The following is a 21,447-nucleotide window of genomic DNA, read 5'->3' as shown; positions in this document are numbered from 1 at the left end:
CCCCCTATTCTAATTCTTGTAGTTGTTCCAGCCAGTCATGGAATCGTTCCGGAAGCTTCTCTTGTTCTATTTCTGCTTCCATTTCTTTGATCACCTGCTGGCGTTTCTGGAATTTTTCATATAGCAGAAGTTTCTTTTCATATTCTTCCAGCATCGTCTCTGTTCGGCGAATGTTATCATAAACCGCTTGACGCGAGACATCAAAGGTTTCGGATATTTCACCAAGCGAGTAATCTTCGAGATAATATAACTCCATATAATTTCTTTGTTTAGGAGTCAACAACGATTGGTAGAAATCAAAAAGATAGTTGATACGTGTCGTTTTTTCCAGCACGTTGGAAGCACTCCTTGTTAAGTGAAATACCTTTACACATAAATATTAACGGAGCCTGTCCCCAGATGTCAAGGCTTAAGACGTTTTTTCTTCGTCCTCTTCATACTCATCGATCATGTCAGCAAACAAACCGTAGACGAATGCATGGGCGTCGAAGTTCTCAAGGTCGGTCACTTTCTCACCGAGGCCGACCAGTTTAACCGGAATGTCCAGCTCCTTACGGATGGCAAGGACAATTCCACCTTTAGCCGTCCCGTCAAGCTTGGAAAGCACGATACCGGAAACATCGGTCGCTTCTGCGAATGTCTTCGCCTGACTCATTGCATTCTGACCCGTTGTTGCATCAAGGACGAGCAGTACTTCATGAGGAGCCCCCGGAGCTTCTCTTTCGATGACGCGCTTCACTTTGGAAAGCTCATTCATCAAATTGACTTTGTTCTGCAGTCGGCCGGCCGTATCACAGATGAGCACATCGGCATTTCTTGATTTGGCTGACTGGATCCCGTCAAAGATGACGGCTGCGGGATCGCTTCCTTCGCTGTGCTTCGTCACGTTCACGCCGACACGCTTACCCCACTCCTCCAACTGCTCAATCGCACCGGCACGGAATGTATCTCCTGCTGCAAGCGTTACGTTCTTCCCTTCTGACTTCAGGCGGTGTGCAAGTTTGCCGATTGTCGTCGTCTTTCCGACGCCGTTTACACCTACGAAGAGATAAATGGTCAAACCATCAGGGTTTTCTTTCAGGCCTTCCACTTCACCTGCATCATCATCTCCGTAATAGATTTCCACCAGTTTCTCGGAAATGACCTCCTTCACCTGCTGTGGATCTTTAATGTTCTTTCTTTTTACTTCCATTTCAAGCTCTTCAATCATTTCCATGACGGTTGTCACACCGACGTCTGCGGAAATGAGTACTTCTTCCAGCTCTTCGAAGAAATCTTCATCCACCGTGCGGTACCTGGCGACGAGGTCGTTTATTTTACTGGAAAAGGAGTTCCTTGTCTTTTGAAGGCCTCGTTTGAACTTCGAGGCGATGGTGTCTTTCTCTTCCTCCACGTCTGTTTCCGTTTCCGACTGGATTTCTTCTTCATCGGCTTCCTCAACTTCTTCCTGTTCTGTAGAGGAAGGATACTGCTCAGGTGATGCTTGACCGGCGGTTTCTTCAGACGTGTCCTTTTCCGGGGCAGGTACCTCTTCCGACTTGACTTCGGTCTCTCCATCAAGGGATTCCTGCTCTGTTTCTTCCTCTTGCTCTAAAGGGAGTTGTTCCTTTTTCTCTGTTTCTTCATTCTTCACAAACTTCTCTTTCAACTTTTTGAAAAAACTCATCGACTCATCCTTCCTACGCTTCCAATAATTCCGGTGCTTCTTCCAACCTGACAGAGACGAGTTTGGATACTCCCGACTCCTGCATCGTCACACCATAGAGTACATCTGATTCTTCCATCGTCCCTTTCCTGTGAGTAATGACGATGAACTGGGTTTTCGCACTAAACTCCTTCAGGAACTTTGCAAACCGGTCGACATTTGCCTCATCAAGAGCCGCTTCCACCTCGTCCAGGACACAGAACGGGACAGGTCTGACACGCAGGATGGAGAACAACAGCGCGATAGCAGTCAGCGCCCGTTCCCCTCCTGACAGAAGACTCATATTCTGCAGTTTCTTACCTGGTGGCTGGGCGACGATATCGACACCTGTTTCAAGCATATTATCAGGATCGGTAAGTTTAAGGTCGGCTTTTCCGCCTCCGAAGAGACTGCGGAACACTTCTCCGAATTCGTTACGGATCTTCGTAAACGTGTCTTCAAATTTCCGCTTCATCTCTCCGTCCATTTCTTCTATAACCGTATGAAGCGTCTGTTTCGCTTCCAACAGGTCGTCCTGTTGGGTCTTTAAGAACTCATATCGTTCAAGGATACGGTCATACTCATCAATAGCACCGATGTTTACTGTTCCCAATTCTTCAATGGCGCGCTTGATCAGCTTCACTTTCGTCTCTGCTGCAGCCATATCCTCTACAGGGGCATACTCCCGTTTCGCCTTCTCAAAGGTCATGACATATTCTTCCTGCAAGTAGGAAAGCATGTTCTCGAGCTCTACATCCTGGCGGTTAGCTTTGACTTCCTTCTGCTGAATGTCCTGGATAAAGTTCTGGTGGTTCCGTTTTAATTCCTTCAACAACTGCTCCGCCCTCTGAATGGAGACGCCGTATTCATTCCTTTCTTTCCGGCGTTCCTGGATCAGGACAGAAGTCGTTTCCTTCCTCTGCTTCGTCTCCTCAATCAGTTCGAGCAGTTCTTCTTCCGTTTGGTTGGACTCTGCAACTTCCATCAACTGTTGATAAGAGGAACGGTTTCCACGTAGCTCTTGTTCAATGAGTGCTTTCTCCTCCAAGTAACGGCCGGTTTTCTCCTGCTGATTGGAATAGGCTGATTCCTGTTCGGCAAGCTTGATCTCAAGCTCCTGTTTTCGGTTGATCAGCTTTGCTTCGTCCAACTTCTGGCGTTCTTTCGTGTCCGTCAGTTCATCGATTTTCTTCTGAATCAGTGTAAGTTCTTCCGCTAACGACGCAAGGACTTTCTCCAGGTTATTTAATTGATCATGGGCATCTTCCCTGTCCTGATCATACTGGGCTTGATCCTGATCGAAAAGCTGCAGTTGGTCATTCAGATGGTTCCATTTAAGTTCCAGCTCTCTCAAAGTCGATGCCTTCTCATATTCTTCCCTCTTCCATTCGGAGAGTTCCTGATTATGTCCGGCTGCTTCCTTCTCTTGAAGGGTGAGCTGCTCTTTCAGCTGCATAACCTTCCGCTCCATGTCTTTCGCTTTCTGGTCATACTCACCGATCTTGGCTGTGAGATCCTGCAGTTCTTTCTCCCTTGTAAACAGGGACTGGTTGGACTGTTTCTTTGCACCACCGGACATCGAACCGCCCGGATTCACAACATCCCCGTCTACTGTCACTATTCGGTATTTCCGGTTCAAATAGTTTGCAAGCTGGTTGGCACTCTTCAAATCCTCCGCAATCACGATATGACCGAGCAGGTGCTGAATCGCTTTTGCATAAGGTTCCTCATACTTTACTAACTCTCCCGCAATACCCACAAACCCGGGCTGACCGCCAAGCTTTTCTTTGCCATAGACAGAGCGTGCCTGAATGGCATCCAAAGGGAGGAACGTCGCCCTCCCTTTGTTGTTGCTCTTCAGCCAGTGAATCGCCTGTCTCCCTGTCCGCTCATCCTTGACCACGATGTGCTGCGCCTGAGCTCCAAGAGCCGTTTCAACAGCCGTTATTAAATCAGAGGGGATGTCAATGAGTTCAAGAACCGCTCCTTCCACACCAGGGAGCTGCCCTTTCTGACGAGCCTTCAGCACTTCCCTGACGCCTTGGAAATAACCGGTGAAGTCTTCTTTCATATCCTCAAGCATCTCTTTCTTGGAACGCATCTTCTCCAGATATTGATAGCCTTTATACAATTTCTCCTGCGACTCTTGGTAAGCCGTTCTGCTCTGCTCCACCTGAGCCGTTAATGATTGAATCGTGAATTCCAGCTTTTGCCTCTCACTCTTAACTTCTTCTTGTTCAGAAGTGGTCAACCGAAGCTGTTCTTCCAGTTTGGCTCGTTCATCCCTTAAATCTTTAAACTTATCGTTCTGCAATCCTTTTTTGGAATGAATCTGATTTAACTGTTTCTCCAAAAGCTGCTTCTCGTTCCGTTTGGCCGCTTGTTTATTCAACAGTTCAATGTACTCACTCTTCAAATCTTCGATCTGTTCTTCGATCCGGTTGACATCTTTATTCAGGGCCTGGTTCGTTTGGTTGAGTTCCCGCCTCGTTTCCTTACGGATCTGTTTGGTTTCCTCAAGGCGCTTCGTCTCTTCTTCCGCGGTCACCTTCAACCTCTCCAGTTTTTCAGAAAGGTCTTCGTATGCTTCTTCAAGCTTTGATTTATTCTCTTCGAAATGTTTATGGCGTTCCTTCATAAGTTGTTTCTTACCTTCAAAATTTTCAAGGTCTTTCGTGAGAACCAACAATGTTTCCTGAAGATCTTCAATCGACTCATCCAACGCCTGCATGTCCGACCGCTGCTTCAAGACTGTTTGTTCTTTGTTATCAATCTTTAATTGTAAGGAAGCCTCTTCCGCTTTGATTTTCTCGAGGTCTTTCAAAAGTGCCTGCCATTCTCCGTGCAGCTTCTCAATTTGTGTGATGAGAAGGGAGATTTCTATATGTTTCAATTCATCTTTCTTCTCCAAGTAATCTTTAGCAATAGCCGCCTGTTCCTTCAAAGGCTCCAGCTGACCATCAATTTCATAAAGAATATCCTCGACACGGTTCAAGTTCTCTTGTGTCTCGGATAGTTTATATTCCGCTTTTTTCTTGCGCTGTTTGTATTTAAGCACACCGGCTGCTTCTTCAAAAATCGATCTGCGTTCTTCTGCCTTCGAACTTAATATCTCTTCCACTTTCCCTTGACTGATGATAGAGAAAGCTTCCCGTCCAAGGCCGGAATCCATAAATAGATCGACAATATCCTTTAAACGGCATGTTTGGTTATTAATATAAAACTCGCTTTCACCAGAACGATACACTCGTCTTGTGACACTGACTTCCTGATAGTCAAGAGGAAGTGCCTGATCGGTGTTATCTAATGTTAAAGTTACTTCCGCCATATTTAATGGCGCTCTTGTCTCACTGCCTGCAAAGATGATATCTTCCATCTTCGCACCGCGCAGGGAACGAGCGGACTGCTCACCAAGCACCCAGCGTATAGCATCGGTTATATTACTCTTTCCGCTGCCGTTAGGACCGACGACGGAAGTCACACCTGTTACAAAGTCGACGGTTACCCGTTCGGCAAATGATTTAAATCCAATAGTATCCAATTGTTTGAGGAACATACTCATCCTCCTGTATTTTCACAAATCTATCTGTCACTCAACTTGTATATTTTATCATATTCGCACACCCTACGGTAGGAAGGTTCCGCCTCTTTATCCGATGAGGGTTTAAAAAACGATGAAACTGATTTATTATATGTACTAGTACTATTAAGCGCACTGGAGGAGGAAACACCTTGAGTTTACAAGAAGCCAGCCAAGAGAATCTGGCCGTGATCATCCATGACATGGCAGATAAACTGCAAGTCGTCAACCGTTCCCTTATGGATCCGGAAGACTACGATTTGAATAATTATGAAGAAATCAAATCCCTTCATGACATTATTGAGATGAAAGGCAGTTTAAGCGTCTCCGAGATACAAGCCTTCGTTACGGAACTCGGACAATACCGCAAGTAACAGGGCCGTATCCAATTAGAGCTAAAAAAAGACCGCGCCAGGCATGAAATGAGTTGCCGTGGACGGTCTTTTTTTATGAAATCGCTCCGTGATTCTCCAGCGCCTGCTGGGCAGCTTTCTGTTCTGCTTCTTTTTTCGTCCGTCCGACTCCGATTCCACCGATATCATCCTGGATACGGACGTGAGCAATAAATTCGCGGCTGTGGGCAGGTCCTCTTTCTTCGACGATTTCGTATTCAATTTTACTATTCTTATCTCGTTGTATGAATTCCTGCAGCTGACTTTTAAAATCCATCGCATGAGAAAAAGCACCTTTTTTCACTTTCGGATAAACGTAAGTTTGAAGGAACTGTATGACCTTGTCATAGCCTTGATCCAAATAGAGGGCTCCGATGAACGCTTCAAACACGTCAGCCAAAAGTGCAGGCCTGTTGCGTCCACCCGTCATTTCCTCTCCTTTACCGAGAAGAATAAGCTCCTGGAAATTCAACTCATTGGCAAACTCTACCAAAGAGACTTCACAAACGATGGAAGCCCTGAATTTCGTCAGCTCCCCCTCTGCCATATCAGGAAATTCCCGATACAGGTATTGGGATACTCCCAGTTCCAAGACCGCGTCACCTAGAAATTCGAGACGCTCGTTGTCTTCGCGGTCGGTTTTCCGATGCTCATTCACATAAGATGAATGCGTGAAAGCTTGTTCCAGTAACGAAATATCACGGAACTTTATGTTAATTTTGTTCTGGAAACTCGAAAAATCATCCATAAATCACCTTGTCCTTTACTGAGAATTTCTGAAATACAGGAAAGGCTGCCCGTATAAAACGGACAGCGATTCTCCTTACGACTGGCTGCTTATGTAATTCACAGCGTCGCCTACTGTATTGATTTTTTCAGCTTCTTCATCAGAAATTTCCAAATCAAACTCGTCCTCAAGCTCCATTACTAGCTCAACTACGTCAAGAGAGTCTGCTTCTAGATCTTCTTTGAAGGAAGCTTCCATAACCACTTTGGACTCATCAACGTCGAGACGATCGACGATGATCTGTTTTACGCGATCAAATGTATCTGCCATTGGAACCTCACCTCCCTTCAGTAATTATAGTAAGGTGCCGGAAAAAGCGCAAGGACTTATCCAATAACCTTTTCCGCCACGTTTGTTACATCACCATTCCACCGTCAATGTGAAGCGTCTGGCCTGTCATATAATCTGCGTCCTCAGAGGCAAGAAAACGCACGACACGCGCGACATCTTTCGCTTCACCCAGACGGGATAAAGGAATCAGATTAAGCATCTGCTCCCGCTGTTCATCTGTCAAAGCATCGGTCATATCCGTAGCAATATACCCCGGCGCTACCGCGTTGACATGAATGTTCCGCGCGGCAAGCTCCTTAGCATTCGACTTCGTCATTCCTATGACACCGGCTTTTGCAGCTACGTAGTTCGCCTGGCCGGGGTTTCCGGAGACGCCGACGATGGACGCGACATTGATGATACGGCCATACTTCTGCTTCATCATCTGACGCGTCACACCTTTCGTACAAAGGAAAACACCTTTTAAATTGGTGTCGATGACGGCATCGAATTCTTCTTCCTTCATCCGCATCAGAAGGTTATCCTTCGTGATGCCAGCGTTGTTAATAAGAATATCCAGACTGCCGAACTCATCCACAACAGTCTTCACCATTCGTTTCACATCATCTGCATCAGACACGTTCGCCTGAATTTTAATAGCTGTTCCGCCGTTTTCACGGATTTCCTGAACGACTGCCTCGGCTTTGTCTTCACTTCCGGCGAAGTTAACTGCCACTTTTGCTCCTTTTGCTGCAAGCTCAAGGGCAATCGCTTTTCCTATTCCTCTGGAAGCTCCCGTAACAAGAGCCGATCGATCTTGTAAAATCATGAAGACTCCTCCTTATTCCATTCCAAGAATGCGTGCATAGTATCAGGGTCCTGGATACTAAACGTTTTCATCCTGCGCTTCACTTTGCGAACAAGGCCGCTCAGCACCTTCCCATGACCTACTTCGACGATGGCATCGACATCCTCTTCGACGAACGCGTCTAAAATTTCATGGAAACGGACCGGTGAATACAATTGCTCAACAAGCAAGTTCCTGATCGTTCCAGCGTCTGTTACAGGCGCTGCCGTCACATTTGCATAGACCGGAATCTGCGCATCTTTCACTTCTATACGATTCAAATACTCTGCAAATTCATCACTGGCCGGTTTCATCAATCTGGAATGGAAAGGTCCGCTTACGTTCAATGGAAGGACACGCTTCGCTCCGGCATCGGATAGTTTTTCAGAAGCTTTGTCCACGCCCTCTTTCGTACCAGAAATAACGATTTGTCCAGGACAGTTAATGTTGGCTAAATCTACCGTGAGGTCACCGTCGAAGCCTTCCAGCGTCTTTTCGATATCAGAACGCTCAAGACCCAGCACGGCTGCCATCGTCCCTTTACCCGTCGGGAAAGCCTCTTCCATCAATTTTCCACGCACGTGAACAAGCTTCACTGCATCAATTGGATCCAGCGCACCAGCACTGACAAGCGCACTGTACTCACCAAGGCTGTGGCCTGCCGTCATCGCCGGTTTTATTCCTTCTTCTTCCAAGACCATCTGGATGGCTACACTATTAAGAAGAAGAGCCGGCTGGGCATTCTCCGTTTTCGTCAAGGTTTCTGCAGGACCTTCAAACATGAGGGTCGAGAGTGAATAACCGAGCGCTTCATCTGCACGGTCGAATAATTCCTTTACAGAAGGGTACGTCTCATACATCGCTTTCCCCATGCCTACCTCTTGAGAGCCTTGTCCTGGGAATACTGCTGCTATACGTTTCATGATTCATCCTCCTCTGAATCCATTTGTTTGAGCGTTTCCGCAATAGTTTCTGTCACATTTAACTCCACCATCTGACAAGCTTGACGAATGGCGTTGAAAACGGCTCTTTCGTTAGACGAGCCGTGGGCTTTAATCACAGGTGCTGCTAAACCGAACAATCCTGCTCCTCCATACTCCGAGTAATCAAGCTGTGTCTTCAATCCTTTCAGATCGTTTTTAGCAAGACCAGCAGCAATCTTCGTCTTAAAGTTACTCATGAATGTTTGTTTAATCATAGAGAACATCGACATAGCCGTACCTTCAATTGTTTTTAATGCGACGTTACCTGTGAAACCGTCAGTCACTACGACGTCCGCTGCACCATTCAGCAAATCACGTGCTTCCACATTTCCGACAAAATGAATCGGAGCATTCTTCATCAGTTGGAACGCCTTCTTCGTCAAATCGCTGCCTTTTCCTTCTTCTGTACCTACATTCAGCAGTCCGACACGGGGACGTTCCAAACCGCGGACTTGTTCTGCATAAATGGAGCCAATGACGGCATATTGCAGTAAATGCGCCGGTTTCGCATCAACGTTCGCACCGACATCAAGCATTAAGAATCCTTTTCCGTCTATGGTAGGAAGTGTCGGGCTTAACGCCGGACGATCCACACCTTTCATTCTGCCGACAATGAATAGTCCCGCACTCATCAGGGCACCCGTATTTCCGGCGGAAATGCAGGCATCAGCCCTTCCTTCCTTGACTTCATTCGCCATGAGAACCATGGATGCATTCTTCTTCTTTCGAACAGCTCTTACAGGTTCATCTTCCGCCGTAATCATTTCTTTCGTATGTATTACCGTTACGTTTTCCTGCCCCTTCAAATAAGGGGAGATCAGCGATTCATCTCCGACCAGCGTGATGTGCAGTCCATCAATGGCATCAGCTGCCTGGACGGCTCCTTTCACGACAGCTTCCGGAGCATGGTCGCCTCCCATCGCATCTATGACGAGTTTCATCTCTTCCATCTCCTTCTATTGTTTAGAACGGTACATTTCAAATGTACCCGCAAACACTTCTTCCTGACCGACGTAGCTGTGGACTTTGACAATCGTTCTGCCCTTCTCCCCTTCTCCTTGGACAGTCGCTTTGGCAACGACGCGCTCCCCGAGTTTGACGGGACGGGAGAAGTGTATAGTGGACCGGGCAGTCAAAGCAAGTTCATCGTCGATCAAGGCTACAGCAAGTGAATTCGCCTGGGCGAACAGGTGGTGCCCCCTCGCAATGTGATTACGCGAGAATACGTGGTCGGGACGAATATCCAAAATGGAAATAGCCCTGTCGTCCAATTCAAGATCTACAACCTCACCAATGACTTCTTCGATAGGCAGAGCTTTCACCGTACCGTTCCATTCCTGATTCGCAACAGATTTAATTCTTTCACGAAGCTCCGGAATCCCCATTTCCATCCGGTCGAGACGAATGGTTTGTATACTGACACCAAAGGTTTTTGCAAGCTCTTCATCCGTAATAAAAGGCACACGGTCAATTTGATTTTTCAATTCTTCCTGACGAATCTTCTTAGGTTTTCTCATATTGATTCCACCGTTCATCTAGCATAAACGCTCGACTTTATGACTAGGTACTAATAGTAATATATAATACCATGTCCGATTACGCAAGGAGGGGGTTATTTTTCTGAAAATTCCATCCGGTTCTCTTTCATAAATAAAAGGTTCCGGCTTGTCTGCCGGAACCCTGGAGGAAGAAATCATATCTCTCAGTCCAATACATTCCCAAGAATACTCTTATCCTCATACAGCAATTCCTTCAAAGAGTGGTAGCGTGGATCTCGCTCCAATGAATCAGAAAGGACGAGATCAGCTGCATCCTTCCGCGCCGTTTCCAACGCTCTGTAATCATGAACCATATCTCCGACTCTGAATTCCGGAAGGCCGCTTTGTTTCCTGCCGAAGAAATCTCCAGGCCCCCTGAGCTTCAAATCCTGCTCGGAAAGTTCAAAGCCGTCATTCGTTTCGGTCATGATCCGCATCCTCTCTTTGCCCACATCGCCCTTAGGGTCTGCAAGCAGAATACAGTAACTTTGATCAGAGCCCCTGCCGACACGGCCTCTAAGCTGATGGAGCTGAGAAAGTCCGAAGCGCTCGGCATCGTAGATGACCATCATGGTCGCATTCGGAACATTCACCCCTACTTCCACCACCGTCGTAGATACAAGAATACTCAGCTCATTAGCTGCAAACCGTTCCATGACGGCTTCTTTCTCTTCATTATGTAAGCGTCCATGCATGAGGCCGACGGAAACATCCGGTTCAAACACAGCACTTAATTGATGATAGAGATCAACAGCATTCTGTATATCCAGTTTATCCGACTCTTCAATCAACGGGCTGATGACATAAGCTTGATGTCCCTGGTCAATTTCTTTTTTAATAAAGCTTAAAACGCGGTTGGTCATCTCACCTTTTACCCAATAAGTCTCTACCGGCTTCCTCCCTGCAGGCATTTCATCAATGACGCTGACGTCCATATCCCCGAAAGCCGTTATGGCCAGCGTCCGGGGGATCGGTGTCGCCGTCATGAACAGTACGTCCGGATGTAAACCTTTATCCCGAAGGGCTCTCCGCTGTTTGACACCGAAACGATGCTGTTCGTCAACAATAACGAATCCCAGGTCGGAAAACACGACCTCGTCCTGAATCAACGCATGAGTACCGATCAGGATATCTACTTCTTTCCGCTCAACAGCCTCCAATATTTCCTGTCGCTTTTTCCCCTTTATGGAACCTGTAAGCAGAGCGACATTGGCACGTCCACTAAACATTTCTTTAAGCGATTGGTAATGCTGCTCAGCAAGAATTTCTGTAGGAACCATGAGCGCTCCTTGAAAACCGGCGGTGATGGATGCATAAAGACCGATGGCAGCTACGGCGGTTTTACCTGAACCAACATCCCCTTGCAGCAGGCGGTTCATTCGATGCGGATGCTTCATATCGTGGAGAATTTCCGCAAGCGCCTTTTTCTGAGCCGAGGTCAGTTCGAATGGCAGGGCCTGTACGAACTCCGTCAAGCGTCCGTTGTCATACCGCTGGACAAGCCCTTCACTCGCCTCCCGGTGATACTTACGGAGAAGCTGCATTTTGAGCTGAAAGATAAGAAACTCCTCATAGATGAACCGGCGCTTCGCATGCTTAAGCAATACCCTGCTGTCGGGATAATGCATTTGTCTTAAAGCCTGTACGCGGTCCGGAAGCTTATATCCCAATGTCAACTCTTCAGGGAGAATCTCAGGAACGTCTTGCCCATACGCATCAAGAGCTGTACGGATCACTTTCCTGAGTGTCGTTAAGCTGACTCCTTCTTTCAGCGTATAAACCGGCTGGATCGGTTCCTGTTCTTTCGACTCGCCTTTTTTGAACTGGCTGACTGTAATCTGCAGCCGCTGCTGGTCCCATTTCCCCGTCACCGTAACGGTATCTCCCGGGTTCAGCTGTTTCTTGGCAAAAGCGCGATTGAACATTACAGCCTTCACAGCGAACTGTTCCACCTGCAACGTGAACGTCAACCGCGACTTTTTCCTACCAAAAAAACTGAGGACAGGATCGGAGACGACCTGTCCCTCAATTGTCGCCTTCTCATTGTTTTCTAATTCTGTCAGGGGTTTAATTTCATAAGAATCATAACGGTGCGGAAAATAAAACAATAAATCCTCGACCGTAAACAAACCCAATTCATTCAAATTCGTTGCCAGTTTCGGTCCTACACCTTTCACTTCACTGATAGACTGTTGCAGCAATGGTTTCACTCTTTCTTCAACGAGATTCCGTACACTTTCGCTTCAAGCTCTCTTCCTGTTGGAGTGGCGGCGAGCCCCCCCTGGGCTGTTTCACGGAAATCTGACGGCATGCGCTGTCCCACCTTATACATGGCATCGATAACCTCATCACATGGAATACGGCTCGTCACACCTGCGAGCGCCATATCTGCAGCTACGACTGCGTTCGATGCCCCCATGGCGTTCCTTTTCACACACGGGACTTCCACCAATCCAGCTACAGGGTCGCAAATTAGACCTAGCATATTCTTAAGTGTTATCGCCATCGCTTCCGCTGATTGGGAAGGAGTGCCTCCTGCCATTTCTACAATGGCCGCAGCTGCCATACCGGCAGCAGAACCTACTTCCGCCTGACAGCCGCCTGCCGCACCGGAAATAGAAGCATTATTGGCTACAACGAATCCGAAAGCGCCGGACGTAAACAAGTACCGTACCATCTGTTCCCGCGTCGGTTTCAATTGATTTTTCACAGCAAACAATGTACCCGGGACACACCCGGCACTTCCAGCTGTCGGCGTCGCACAAATCGTACCCATTGCCGCATTGACTTCGTTAGTGGCAACTGCTTTACTTACGGCGTCCATCATCAGATTACCGGATAAAGGAGTATGATTCTTCATATAATTCTGGATGAGTACGGCGTCACCTCCGGTCAGGCCGCTGTGGGATTTTACCCCTTTCAGTCCATCCTCAACTGCTTTCTCCATTACAGACAGGTTCCTTTCCATCTGCTCGATCACTTCTTCTCTCGTCAGCTGCTTCACGTCCATTTCCTGACGGATCATCACTTCCGAGATCTGTATGTTTTGACTCTCTGCCATTTCAACAAGCTCTGCTACGTTGCGAAACATGGGATCGCCCCTTTCTTTGTTGTCAGTCTGATATTTTGGCTACTTGTGTAATATGATCAGCACGCTCCAACTCGTTCAAAACGGAGTCGTCGATATTCTGATCCACTTCGATCACCATAAGCGCCTGTTCTCCCTGCGCTTTCCTCGATACTTCCATTCTACCGATATTGATTTCATTCCTGGCAAGGACCGCCGTCGCAGAGGCAATTGCTCCGTAACGATCATTATGAATCAATAAAATGGCAGGGTGGCTTCCCGACAAACGCAGTTCAAAGCCGTTCAGCTCCGTAATCTCCGCCTTACCGCCTCCGATGGATATGCCTACAAGCTCAAGTTCTCCATCCTCATCACCTATTTTGACGCGGGCGGTGTTCGGGTGATCCGTATGGGAATCCTCCTCATAAAAACGGATTTTCATTCCGTTCTTCCTTGCTGTTACCAAAGATTCCCGGATCCGCTGATCGTCGGTATCGTAATCGAGCAGCCCTCCGATAATCGCGACATCTGTACCGTGCCCTTTATAAGTTTTTGCAAATGATCCATACAGATGGATATGCGCATATTTGGGCTCTCTGCCGAATAAATGACGTGCGGCTCTGCCTATCCTGGCCGCACCTGCTGTATGTGAACTGGACGGACCGATCATGACAGGTCCGATGATATCGAAAACAGAACGATATTTCATTTGTTTCACCTTCCCCTTGTTTCTGTCTCTATTGCACGAAAGAAAACGCTTACTAACATCGAATAATCCCCTATCATCTTATCACAAACTTGAGATTTTCACCTCCATTTTACTAGAATACAAATAATGCTGCTTGTAAGATACTTTAATCAAGAGTAAAATAGATGGTTGTGGGTTACTCGGTAACCGGGTGGGAGAGGGATAACTTCATAGAGGAGATTGAAATGCTCAATCAGCAAAGCAATCGTGCAGACTGGAAGAAAGAGGGTCTGGCAGGTTTAATCGGCTATTTTACGACTGTTTACATCGTAGCTGTCAACAGCCAGATCATGGAGAGTGCCGGACTTCCGCTTGAAAGCGGAATGGTGGCAACGATTCTTGCCAGTGCACTAGGCTGTTTGATCATGGCCTTATATGCGAACGCACCTATGGTTCTGATACCAGGTATGGGGGTCAACGCTTTATTCGCCTATTCCATTGTCGAAGGGACAGGAATGGATTTCCAGCAGGGGCTGGCCGTTGTCGTCGTTGCTTCGATACTGTTTCTCATCACAGCATTTACGAAGCTTGGAGACTGGCTGAAGCAGGCGATCCCTTCTTCTTTGAAGCACGCCATTACGGTCGGATTAGGTTTATTCCTTACATTGATCGGATTGGAGAAAGGTGGACTTGTCGTCAAAGGCGATCACTCGTTGATTGCCCTTGGAAACCCCTCGTCAGCACTCGTAATGACGAGTATCCTGACGCTGTTTATCGGCATTTTCCTCTTCACCAGAAATGTACCTGGGAACTTCCTGATCACGATGGTCGCAGGAACGATTCTTGCGAAGTTCACCGGCGTTCTTGGTGAAAAAGGAGATCCCATTTCTCTCGGAAGCCAATCCTTCGCCTATATGCCGGACTTTTCAACCATTGGACAATTCGGTTTTTGGATGGCGGTCTTTCCGCTGGCGATCGTACTCATCTTTGAAAACATGGGTTTGATCCACGGACAGCTGGGAATGCTTGATCAAGAAGGGAAGTTCAAACGTTCTTATCAGGCGTCTGCCTTTTCCGCACTTACGACAGGGTTCCTCGGCACTTCGCCTACTGTTTCATCCGCAGAGAGTGCAGCTGTTATAGCCTCAGGCGGTAGAAGCGGAAAATCGAGCTTGACGATGGCTGTGTTGTTCATCGGGACGCTTTTTCTAATCCCTTGGATCTCTATGGTGCCTTCTACAGCTATTGCGCCGATTCTAATCATCGTCGGGGCACTTATGGTGCAGAACATCAAAGAGATTCCGATTGACCAATTATCAGAGTCCATGCCGGCCTTTCTTATCATTGTGATGATTCCGTTCACTTATTCCATAGCAGATGGGATGGCTTTTGGATTTATTGCCTACCCTATTGTCAAGTTTGCTATTGGAAAGCAAAGGGAATTGTCGGCACCGGTCGTTCTTATCGCCATGATCTTTCTCATTGAATTTATCGTTCGTTCACTTGGACATTAATACAGATGAACGTATTTACCCGTTCTCTAAAAAAACCGGCTGCACCCTTTCTCTTGAAGAAGGGCGATCAGCCGGTTTTTTATTTCGCTACAAATCCCTAACCTCTTTGGACACGCCAGCGGAGCATTACGGTCATTTTGCAGCAGTCCACCCCTCCAGCCGTGCCTTTCCACTGAATTTTGATCCTCTCCGGGTTATAATCAAAGTCGAAATCTCCCACTGCTCCAGCCTCTTTAATCATTTGTTCCACCTTTGGACGATTCGACCGCTGAGCTGCCTCCATTAGCTCATCGGCGAATTCCTTCGATGCCTCCACCCGCTCCATCACTTTCTCTGCCCCGTTCATCATTTGTTTCGCTGCCTTCGCAGATTGACGAAACAAGCTGCTGTCGACTTCAGGGAAAGCTGGTCTGCCGACTTGAACATAAGCAGGAATCCGGTAATCATACATGAAATAGGGATAGGGTACCCAGACCATAGGCAAGAATAAAACCTCCCCTTGTTTGCTCCTTTCTTCATGTTTATGTGAATAGGCAGAAAAGAAAACAAAAAAAGAAGACGTTGAAACGTCTTCTTTTTTAATCTTCAATAGGAATGATAGACGAACCCTGCTTTTTAAATAAAATCGTCAGCAGGCCGTCTTGGAAAGATGCCCGAAAGACAGTGTCTGAAACAGTGAATGGAAGTGGAATGATTCTTTCTTTCCGAGTAAACGAACGGCTCTGATTAAAATAATTCATGGAGTGATCATGAACGTAACGATCCTCGGAACCCTCCACCCTGATTCTCACCTGGCTGCCGACATGTTCAAGATGAATCTGCTCTCGCTTAACTCCCGGAAGATATGCTTCAATCGTGTATTCTTTGTCTGTTTCAACCACCTCTATCGGAATAGTGGTGGTTTGGATATAGTGATCGAGCTTCTGGAAGGCATCTCCAAAAAAGGAATCAACTACTTTCATCACATCTTCCAAATCCTGCTGAAACAAATCCGGCAAATGATCGTTTTTATTCTTCATAGGGACACCTCTTTGGTTGAAGTTATACCCTACCAACATATGCCCAGATCAATCTTCAGGTTCCTCACTCATGGAAATCAAGACCGGATGCCACCGCTTTTACATAGCCTTTGCGGATAACGAAGTCTCCGAATTTCTCGTCCTCTTCCCTTTCCTTCGCATAGCGGTGAATCATCGGTTTCAGCTCTTTAAGGATTTCTTCTTCACCAATGTTCTCTCTATACAATTTATTCAAACGATCCCCTGTGAATCCAGCTCCGAGATACATGTTATATTTGCCAGGCCCTTTTCCAATGAATCCGATCTCTCCCAACGCCGGGCGGGAACACCCATTCGGGCATCCGGACATCCGGATAACGATCTCCTGTTCTTTCAATCCGGCTTCATCTAAAATCTCTTCCAGGTGGTCGATCAATGTCGGGAGATACCGCTCCGCCTCCGCCATCGCCAATCCGCAAGTCGGCATCGAAACACATGCCATTGAATTTCGACGGAGAGCAGAATTCTGGCTGCCGTCCGACAACCCGTATTGTTCAATCAATGCTTCAATCACAGGCTTCTCCGCTTCTGATACTCGTGAGATGATAAGGTTTTGGTTGGGGGTCAGACGGAATTCCCCGATTTGGGTTTCCGCTATTTTTCTCAGTGCTTCCTTTAATTTATACCCTTCCGCATCCTTGATGCGTCCATTCTGGATAAAGAATGTGTGGTGCCAGGTCCCGTCTTCTCCTTTGACCCAGCCGTACCGGTCCCCGTTGTGATCAAAATGATATGCCTTCGCTTCTTCCAACGCATAACCTAATCGACGATTAAGTTCCTCCAGAATCTGATCGGCTCCTAATCTGTCAACCGTGTACTTGAACCGGGCGTTCTTACGATTGGAACGATTGCCGTAATCCCGCTGTATCGTCAAAATTTTCTCCGCTACATCAACCACCTGCTCCGGCACACAGAAGCCGATGGTACGACCGAGCTGCGGATATGTCGAAGTGTCGCCGTGGGTCATTCCCATCCCCCCGCCAACGACGACGTTGAATCCCTGCAGCTTTCCATCGTCCAATACAGCGATGAACCCCAGGTCCTGTGAAAACACATCCACGTCATTGGAAGGTGGAACGGCAATGCCTATTTTGAATTTCCTCGGCAGATACAGCGGTCCGTAAATCGGCTCTTCTTCCTGACCGTCCACCACTTTTTCTTCATCCAGCCAAATTTCATGATAAGCTCTTGTCCGCGGAAGGAGATGTTCACTCACTTTCTTCGACCACTCATACACTTCTTTATGAAGGGCGGATTGCTCAGGGTTAACGTTACACATGACGTTCCTGTTCACATCGCCACATGCCGCAATGGTGTCCATCAATACGGCATCCATCGCCTGTATCGTCTTCTTCATGTTCCATTTTAAAATACCGTGCATTTGAAACGTCTGACGGGTCGTCAGTTTCAGCGTTTCATTGCCGTACTGGTCTGCCAGACGATCCATAGCCAGCCACTGGTCGGGAGTCGCCACACCACCGGGAAGGCGCACCCTGATCATGAATTGATACGCCGGCTCTAATTTCTGCTTTTTTCGTTCGTTCCGCAGGTCCCTGTCATCCTGCATGTAGCTGCCGTGAAATTTCAAAAGCTTCGTTTGATCATCAGGAATGCTTGCAGAAAGCGGCTCCTGGAAACTCTCGACAAGATCGCCCCGTAAAAACCGGCTCTTTTCTTTAATCTCTTCCATTTCACTCGGAGGACCTTCCGGTTTATGCAATGTTTTGTGTTCAGACATCCGTAAAACTCCTTCCCGCTATTAGTAAACGTCTCTCTGATAGCGCTTTGATTTTCTAAGTTCTGTCAAATAATTTTCTGCTTCTTCTCTTGTATAAGCGCCTTCCTGCTGGAAGATATCAAGCAGGGTTTCCTGCACGTCTTTCGCCATGTGTTTCTCATCGCCGCAAATATAAAGATAAGCACCTTCCTCAATCCATTGGAAGACCTCTTTACTCTTTTCACGCAGGCGGTGCTGCACATAGACCTTTTGATCGGTATCCCTGGAAAAGGCAACGTCCATATTCGTCAGAACGCCGTCTTTGATCCATTTCTGCCATTCCGTCTGATAAAGAAAGTCCGTCACGAAGTGCTGTTCACCGAAGAACAGCCATGACTTCCCTTCCGCTTCCGACTCTTCCCATTCCTCCATAAAGGAACGGTAAGGTGCAATACCAGTACCAGCGCCGATCATGATGATCGGCCGGGTCGTGTCTTCCGGAAGCTTGAAATTCTGGTTTTTCTGTACAAAAACCGAAAGCTGATCCCCGGGTTTCGTCCTTTCGGCACACTGTCCGGAACAGACTCCCGTCCGCTTTCTCCCATGAGAATCATATCGAAGCGCCCCTACCGTCAAATGAACCTCGTCGGGGTTGGCTTTCAGGCTTGAGGCAATTGAATATAGACGTACTGGAATCTTACGTAATGCAGTAAGGAATGCATCGACATCGACTTCCCAAGGTCCATAGTCTTTGACGAAATCCAACAGATCCCTCCCGTGAATGTATTGGGAAACTTGCTCTTTATCTGTCAAGAGATCCGCTAAACTCTCATTAGAAGTAAAAGGAGCGAGCTTTTCGAGGAGGGGCTTGGTAAGAACCGTAATCTCAAAATGGGTCAGCAGCGCTTCTCTAAGCGCACGGACCTCCCCTTGCTTATTGACTGAGACGGACCTCTCCGGATCCCAATTCATCTCTGTAATCAGTGCATCTACCAAGGAAGGCTCATTTTGGGGATAGATTCCGAGACTGTCTCCAGGCTCATAGGTCAGACCGGACCCTTCCAAGTCGATCTCCAAATGCCGGGTTTCTTTGTTGGAACCCTGCCCGTTCAAATTGATGTTCTCCAACACTTCCGCCTGAAACGGATTAGATTTGGAGTGGACCGGTACGTCGTCCGTAAGCGGTGCAGCAGCTGCAGCAGGAGAATTGGTTTCTGACGCAGAACCCAGCTGCTGACTAACGCCCCGCCACCACTCCTCCGCGGGATCTTCATAATCAAGATCACAATCGACCCTCGGATACATCCTTTCCGCGCCAAGTTCAGCGAGCTTCTCATCGATCACTTTACCGGTCTCGCAGAACAAGTCATAAGAGCTGTCTCCAAGTGCCAAAACCGAATACCGAACCCCCTCCAGCTTCGGTGCACGCTTCCCATGGATAAATTCATAAAACGACAGCGCGTTATCCGGCGGGTCTCCTTCTCCATGCGTACTGGTCAAAATGAGAAGATCCTCTACATTTTTCAAAGCCTTCGGTTTGAAGTCATCCAGTGCTGATAACGTCGTTTCAAACCCCTTCTTATCCAACGTTTCCTTGTACTGTTCTGCCAGTGACTGACAGTTCCCCGTATGAGATCCGTAGAGGATGGTAATACTCCTCGTTGCAGCAGCCTTCTCCTCTGTAGTGGAAGGGTGAGACTGAGCAGCAGGGTCTGCTTCGGTTGAAGCCAGGGAAGATGCCAAATACCCGCTTAACCATATTTTTTGATGATTACTTAATGATGTTAATAACTGGTTTAACAAGTCCGCCTGATCTTTATTGAACGGACTGTTGCTGACTTGTAAGGACAACATTTCCACCTCCATAAAACCTTTATTTTTTTATTTCGGAAGCTTTCGCTTTATAGTAGCGATCAAGTGTGACGACCATCGCCCCCATTTTCGGACGGGCGGGCTGAATCACTGTGGATATTCCCTGACCGGCAAGCTCCTCTGCTGTTACTTTGCCAACGGCGACGGCTGTGACGTCCTTTTCGAAGGAAGCGGTGAGACGGCTGCGATCCGCATCTTTTTCAAACAAGTTTTTCACCTGAGTTTTACTCGTAAACACCACCGCATCCAGTTCCCCCGCAAAAATAGCATTCTTCAAATTGTCGATAATGGACAAAGATGGCTTTTCAAATGTGTAAGGCTTTGATAAATAGACGGAAAATCCAAGTTGTTCCAAGGATTCCTTCCATACGGCATCATCCTGATCATACGCCTGCAGGAACAACCTTCCACCCGAAGCCGCTTCTTTCTGAATGCGCTCCACAAGATCCTTCATCGTCCCATCTGCCGCAACGAGGGCCGGCTGTATCTCGTTTTCTTTTAACCAATCCATTGTCTTCGAACCTCTAACAGCAAGCGTTTCCGTGTTCAGCTTTTTTACAAAAGCACGGGACAATTTTCTTTCAGAGGCTGCATTGTTAAGCGTCCTTGCACCGATTCCGGTTGTTAAGACGACAAGGTCGAATGGTTCATCCAGATAGTCTTTGACATTTCTCACACAGCGCTCTTCGTGGAGCACCTGCTTCCCTTGAATCGGATAGACAGAGGCACGGCCGCCTAAATTTTCTATAAGAGAAGTAATGGCTTCCGACCTTCGATCCGCTGCCACACCTATGTGTTTATTCGTTAATCCTGACACGTCCCTCCCCCTTTCCTATAGCTATGTATATCATCAAGCACCCGCTTTTGCGCTTCTGTATCGTGGTAGTCCTCCTTGAGGATTTCTCTTAAAAAATCATGCTGTGTTTCTTTGTTCATACTGCTTTCTTTAAGCAGCGTACGGCAGTGATGTAAGAAGTCAACATACTCCCCATAGCCTTCGCCGTATTCGCTTTCCAGGCGTTGTTTTAATTTGGAGGCAAGCATCGGACTCGCTCCGTCGGTTGATACGGATATTGTCAACCTCCCGCGTTTAAGGAACCCCGGAAAGTGTACATTCCCCCCGCTGCCACCATCCACTCTGTTGATCAGTGGTATCCTTTCACTTAAAGCAGCAATACGGTCATTCTCTTTTTGGTCGCTTGTAGCAATGATCAGGAGGTCCGTTCCTTTGCTGTCGGAACTAGTGAACGTTCGACGGTAACAAGTAATCTCCCCACTCTTCTCCAACAGGGAAAGCTCGGGATGGAGGGAAGGGCTGACAACGATTATTTCTGCGCGGCAGGTCATCAGCGTTTTCACCCGCTTAAGCGCGACGCGCCCACCGCCGGCAACGACGACTCTCCGCCCTTTCCATTCCACCATCATAGGTAAGTGACTGTTCACAGGAAGT

Annotated in this window: 20 protein-coding genes; 2 read left to right on the top strand and 18 right to left on the bottom strand. The window is 47.4% G+C overall.

Annotated elements, in window-relative coordinates:
• Positions 1-4 precede the first annotated feature (4 nt).
• The 3 genes from QRD89_RS08880 to smc form a co-directional block, all read right to left on the bottom strand.
• A complete protein-coding gene (locus tag QRD89_RS08880) occupies positions 5-334 on the bottom strand; it encodes a putative DNA-binding protein (RefSeq protein ID WP_008637865.1) in 330 nt (109 codons plus the stop codon).
• A gap of 75 nt (positions 335-409) precedes the next feature.
• Entirely contained in the window at positions 410-1,666 is a 1,257-nt protein-coding gene (gene ftsY, locus QRD89_RS08875) for a signal recognition particle-docking protein FtsY (protein ID WP_008637861.1), read from the bottom strand.
• A 13-nt stretch (positions 1,667-1,679) separates the two neighbouring features.
• Positions 1,680-5,240 (bottom strand): chromosome segregation protein SMC, encoded by a 3,561-nt coding sequence (gene smc / locus QRD89_RS08870; protein ID WP_286096748.1) that lies wholly within the window; start codon positions 5,238-5,240, stop codon positions 1,680-1,682.
• Between the two features lie 176 nt (positions 5,241-5,416).
• On the opposite strand from smc, the gene QRD89_RS08865 reads away from it, so the two are divergent.
• On the top strand, positions 5,417-5,638 hold the full coding sequence (locus QRD89_RS08865) for a DUF1128 domain-containing protein (RefSeq protein ID WP_008637180.1): 222 nt from the start codon (positions 5,417-5,419) through the stop codon (positions 5,636-5,638).
• A gap of 73 nt (positions 5,639-5,711) precedes the next feature.
• On the opposite strand, the gene rnc is transcribed toward QRD89_RS08865, so the two are convergent.
• From rnc to sdaAB, 9 genes are all read right to left on the bottom strand, one after another.
• Positions 5,712-6,404, bottom strand: a complete 693-nt coding sequence (gene rnc / locus QRD89_RS08860) for a ribonuclease III (RefSeq protein WP_008637182.1) — start codon at positions 6,402-6,404, stop codon at positions 5,712-5,714.
• Between the two features lie 75 nt (positions 6,405-6,479).
• The gene (gene acpP / locus QRD89_RS08855) at positions 6,480-6,713 is read right to left on the bottom strand and encodes an acyl carrier protein (protein WP_008637184.1); all 234 of its coding nucleotides are present in this window, start codon (positions 6,711-6,713) and stop codon (positions 6,480-6,482) included.
• Positions 6,714-6,798: 85 nt separating this feature from the next.
• A complete protein-coding gene (gene fabG / locus QRD89_RS08850) occupies positions 6,799-7,539 on the bottom strand; it encodes a 3-oxoacyl-[acyl-carrier-protein] reductase (protein WP_026577480.1) in 741 nt (246 codons plus the stop codon).
• The gene (fabD, locus tag QRD89_RS08845; RefSeq protein ID WP_286096747.1) at positions 7,539-8,483 is read right to left on the bottom strand and encodes an ACP S-malonyltransferase; all 945 of its coding nucleotides are present in this window, start codon (positions 8,481-8,483) and stop codon (positions 7,539-7,541) included. Before fabD ends, fabG begins: the two co-directional genes overlap by 1 nt.
• Positions 8,480-9,484, bottom strand: a complete 1,005-nt coding sequence (gene plsX, locus QRD89_RS08840; RefSeq protein ID WP_286096746.1) for a phosphate acyltransferase PlsX — start codon at positions 9,482-9,484, stop codon at positions 8,480-8,482. Before plsX ends, fabD begins: the two co-directional genes overlap by 4 nt.
• Positions 9,485-9,499: 15 nt before the next feature.
• Positions 9,500-10,060 (bottom strand): transcription factor FapR, encoded by a 561-nt coding sequence (fapR, locus tag QRD89_RS08835; RefSeq protein ID WP_008637193.1) that lies wholly within the window; start codon positions 10,058-10,060, stop codon positions 9,500-9,502.
• Positions 10,061-10,245: 185 nt separating this feature from the next.
• Positions 10,246-12,291 (bottom strand): ATP-dependent DNA helicase RecG, encoded by a 2,046-nt coding sequence (recG, locus tag QRD89_RS08830; RefSeq protein WP_026577482.1) that lies wholly within the window; start codon positions 12,289-12,291, stop codon positions 10,246-10,248.
• The gene (sdaAA, locus tag QRD89_RS08825) at positions 12,288-13,172 is read right to left on the bottom strand and encodes an L-serine ammonia-lyase, iron-sulfur-dependent, subunit alpha (protein ID WP_008637195.1); all 885 of its coding nucleotides are present in this window, start codon (positions 13,170-13,172) and stop codon (positions 12,288-12,290) included. Before sdaAA ends, recG begins: the two co-directional genes overlap by 4 nt.
• Positions 13,173-13,194: 22 nt before the next feature.
• Entirely contained in the window at positions 13,195-13,857 is a 663-nt protein-coding gene (sdaAB, locus tag QRD89_RS08820) for an L-serine ammonia-lyase, iron-sulfur-dependent subunit beta (protein WP_026577483.1), read from the bottom strand.
• A 164-nt stretch (positions 13,858-14,021) separates the two neighbouring features.
• On the opposite strand from sdaAB, the gene QRD89_RS08815 reads away from it, so the two are divergent.
• Positions 14,022-15,350 (top strand): NCS2 family permease, encoded by a 1,329-nt coding sequence (locus QRD89_RS08815; RefSeq protein ID WP_082794438.1) that lies wholly within the window; start codon positions 14,022-14,024, stop codon positions 15,348-15,350.
• Positions 15,351-15,447: 97 nt separating this feature from the next.
• On the opposite strand, the gene QRD89_RS08810 is transcribed toward QRD89_RS08815, so the two are convergent.
• From QRD89_RS08810 to QRD89_RS08785, 6 genes are all read right to left on the bottom strand, one after another.
• Positions 15,448-15,828: a YuzC family spore coat inner layer protein gene (locus QRD89_RS08810; protein WP_502875718.1), complete on the bottom strand. Its 381-nt coding sequence runs from the start codon at positions 15,826-15,828 to the stop codon at positions 15,448-15,450.
• Positions 15,829-15,928: 100 nt separating this feature from the next.
• Entirely contained in the window at positions 15,929-16,369 is a 441-nt protein-coding gene (locus QRD89_RS08805) for an Hsp20/alpha crystallin family protein (RefSeq protein WP_008637207.1), read from the bottom strand.
• 64 nt (positions 16,370-16,433) lie between these two features.
• Positions 16,434-18,146 (bottom strand): assimilatory sulfite reductase (NADPH) hemoprotein subunit, encoded by a 1,713-nt coding sequence (gene cysI / locus QRD89_RS08800; protein WP_008637208.1) that lies wholly within the window; start codon positions 18,144-18,146, stop codon positions 16,434-16,436.
• Positions 18,147-18,167: 21 nt separating this feature from the next.
• Positions 18,168-19,976 (bottom strand): assimilatory sulfite reductase (NADPH) flavoprotein subunit, encoded by a 1,809-nt coding sequence (locus QRD89_RS08795; protein ID WP_008637209.1) that lies wholly within the window; start codon positions 19,974-19,976, stop codon positions 18,168-18,170.
• 22 nt (positions 19,977-19,998) lie between these two features.
• Positions 19,999-20,814 carry a uroporphyrinogen-III synthase gene (locus QRD89_RS08790; protein ID WP_026577488.1) on the bottom strand — a complete coding sequence of 272 codons (816 nt, stop codon included), beginning with the start codon at positions 20,812-20,814 and terminating at the stop codon, positions 19,999-20,001.
• Positions 20,802-21,440, bottom strand: coding sequence for an NAD(P)-dependent oxidoreductase (locus QRD89_RS08785; protein ID WP_008637212.1), 639 nt, complete (start codon positions 21,438-21,440; stop codon positions 20,802-20,804). Before QRD89_RS08785 ends, QRD89_RS08790 begins: the two co-directional genes overlap by 13 nt.
• Positions 21,441-21,447: the final 7 nt, after the last annotated feature.

It is taken from the genome of Halobacillus sp. ACCC02827, assembly GCF_030291935.1.
In the GTDB taxonomy this organism is placed as follows: Bacteria; Bacillota; Bacilli; order Bacillales; family Halobacillaceae; genus Halobacillus.
The sequence above is the reverse complement of the archived record's forward strand: the minus strand, read 5'-3'. Positions and strand labels throughout refer to the sequence as shown.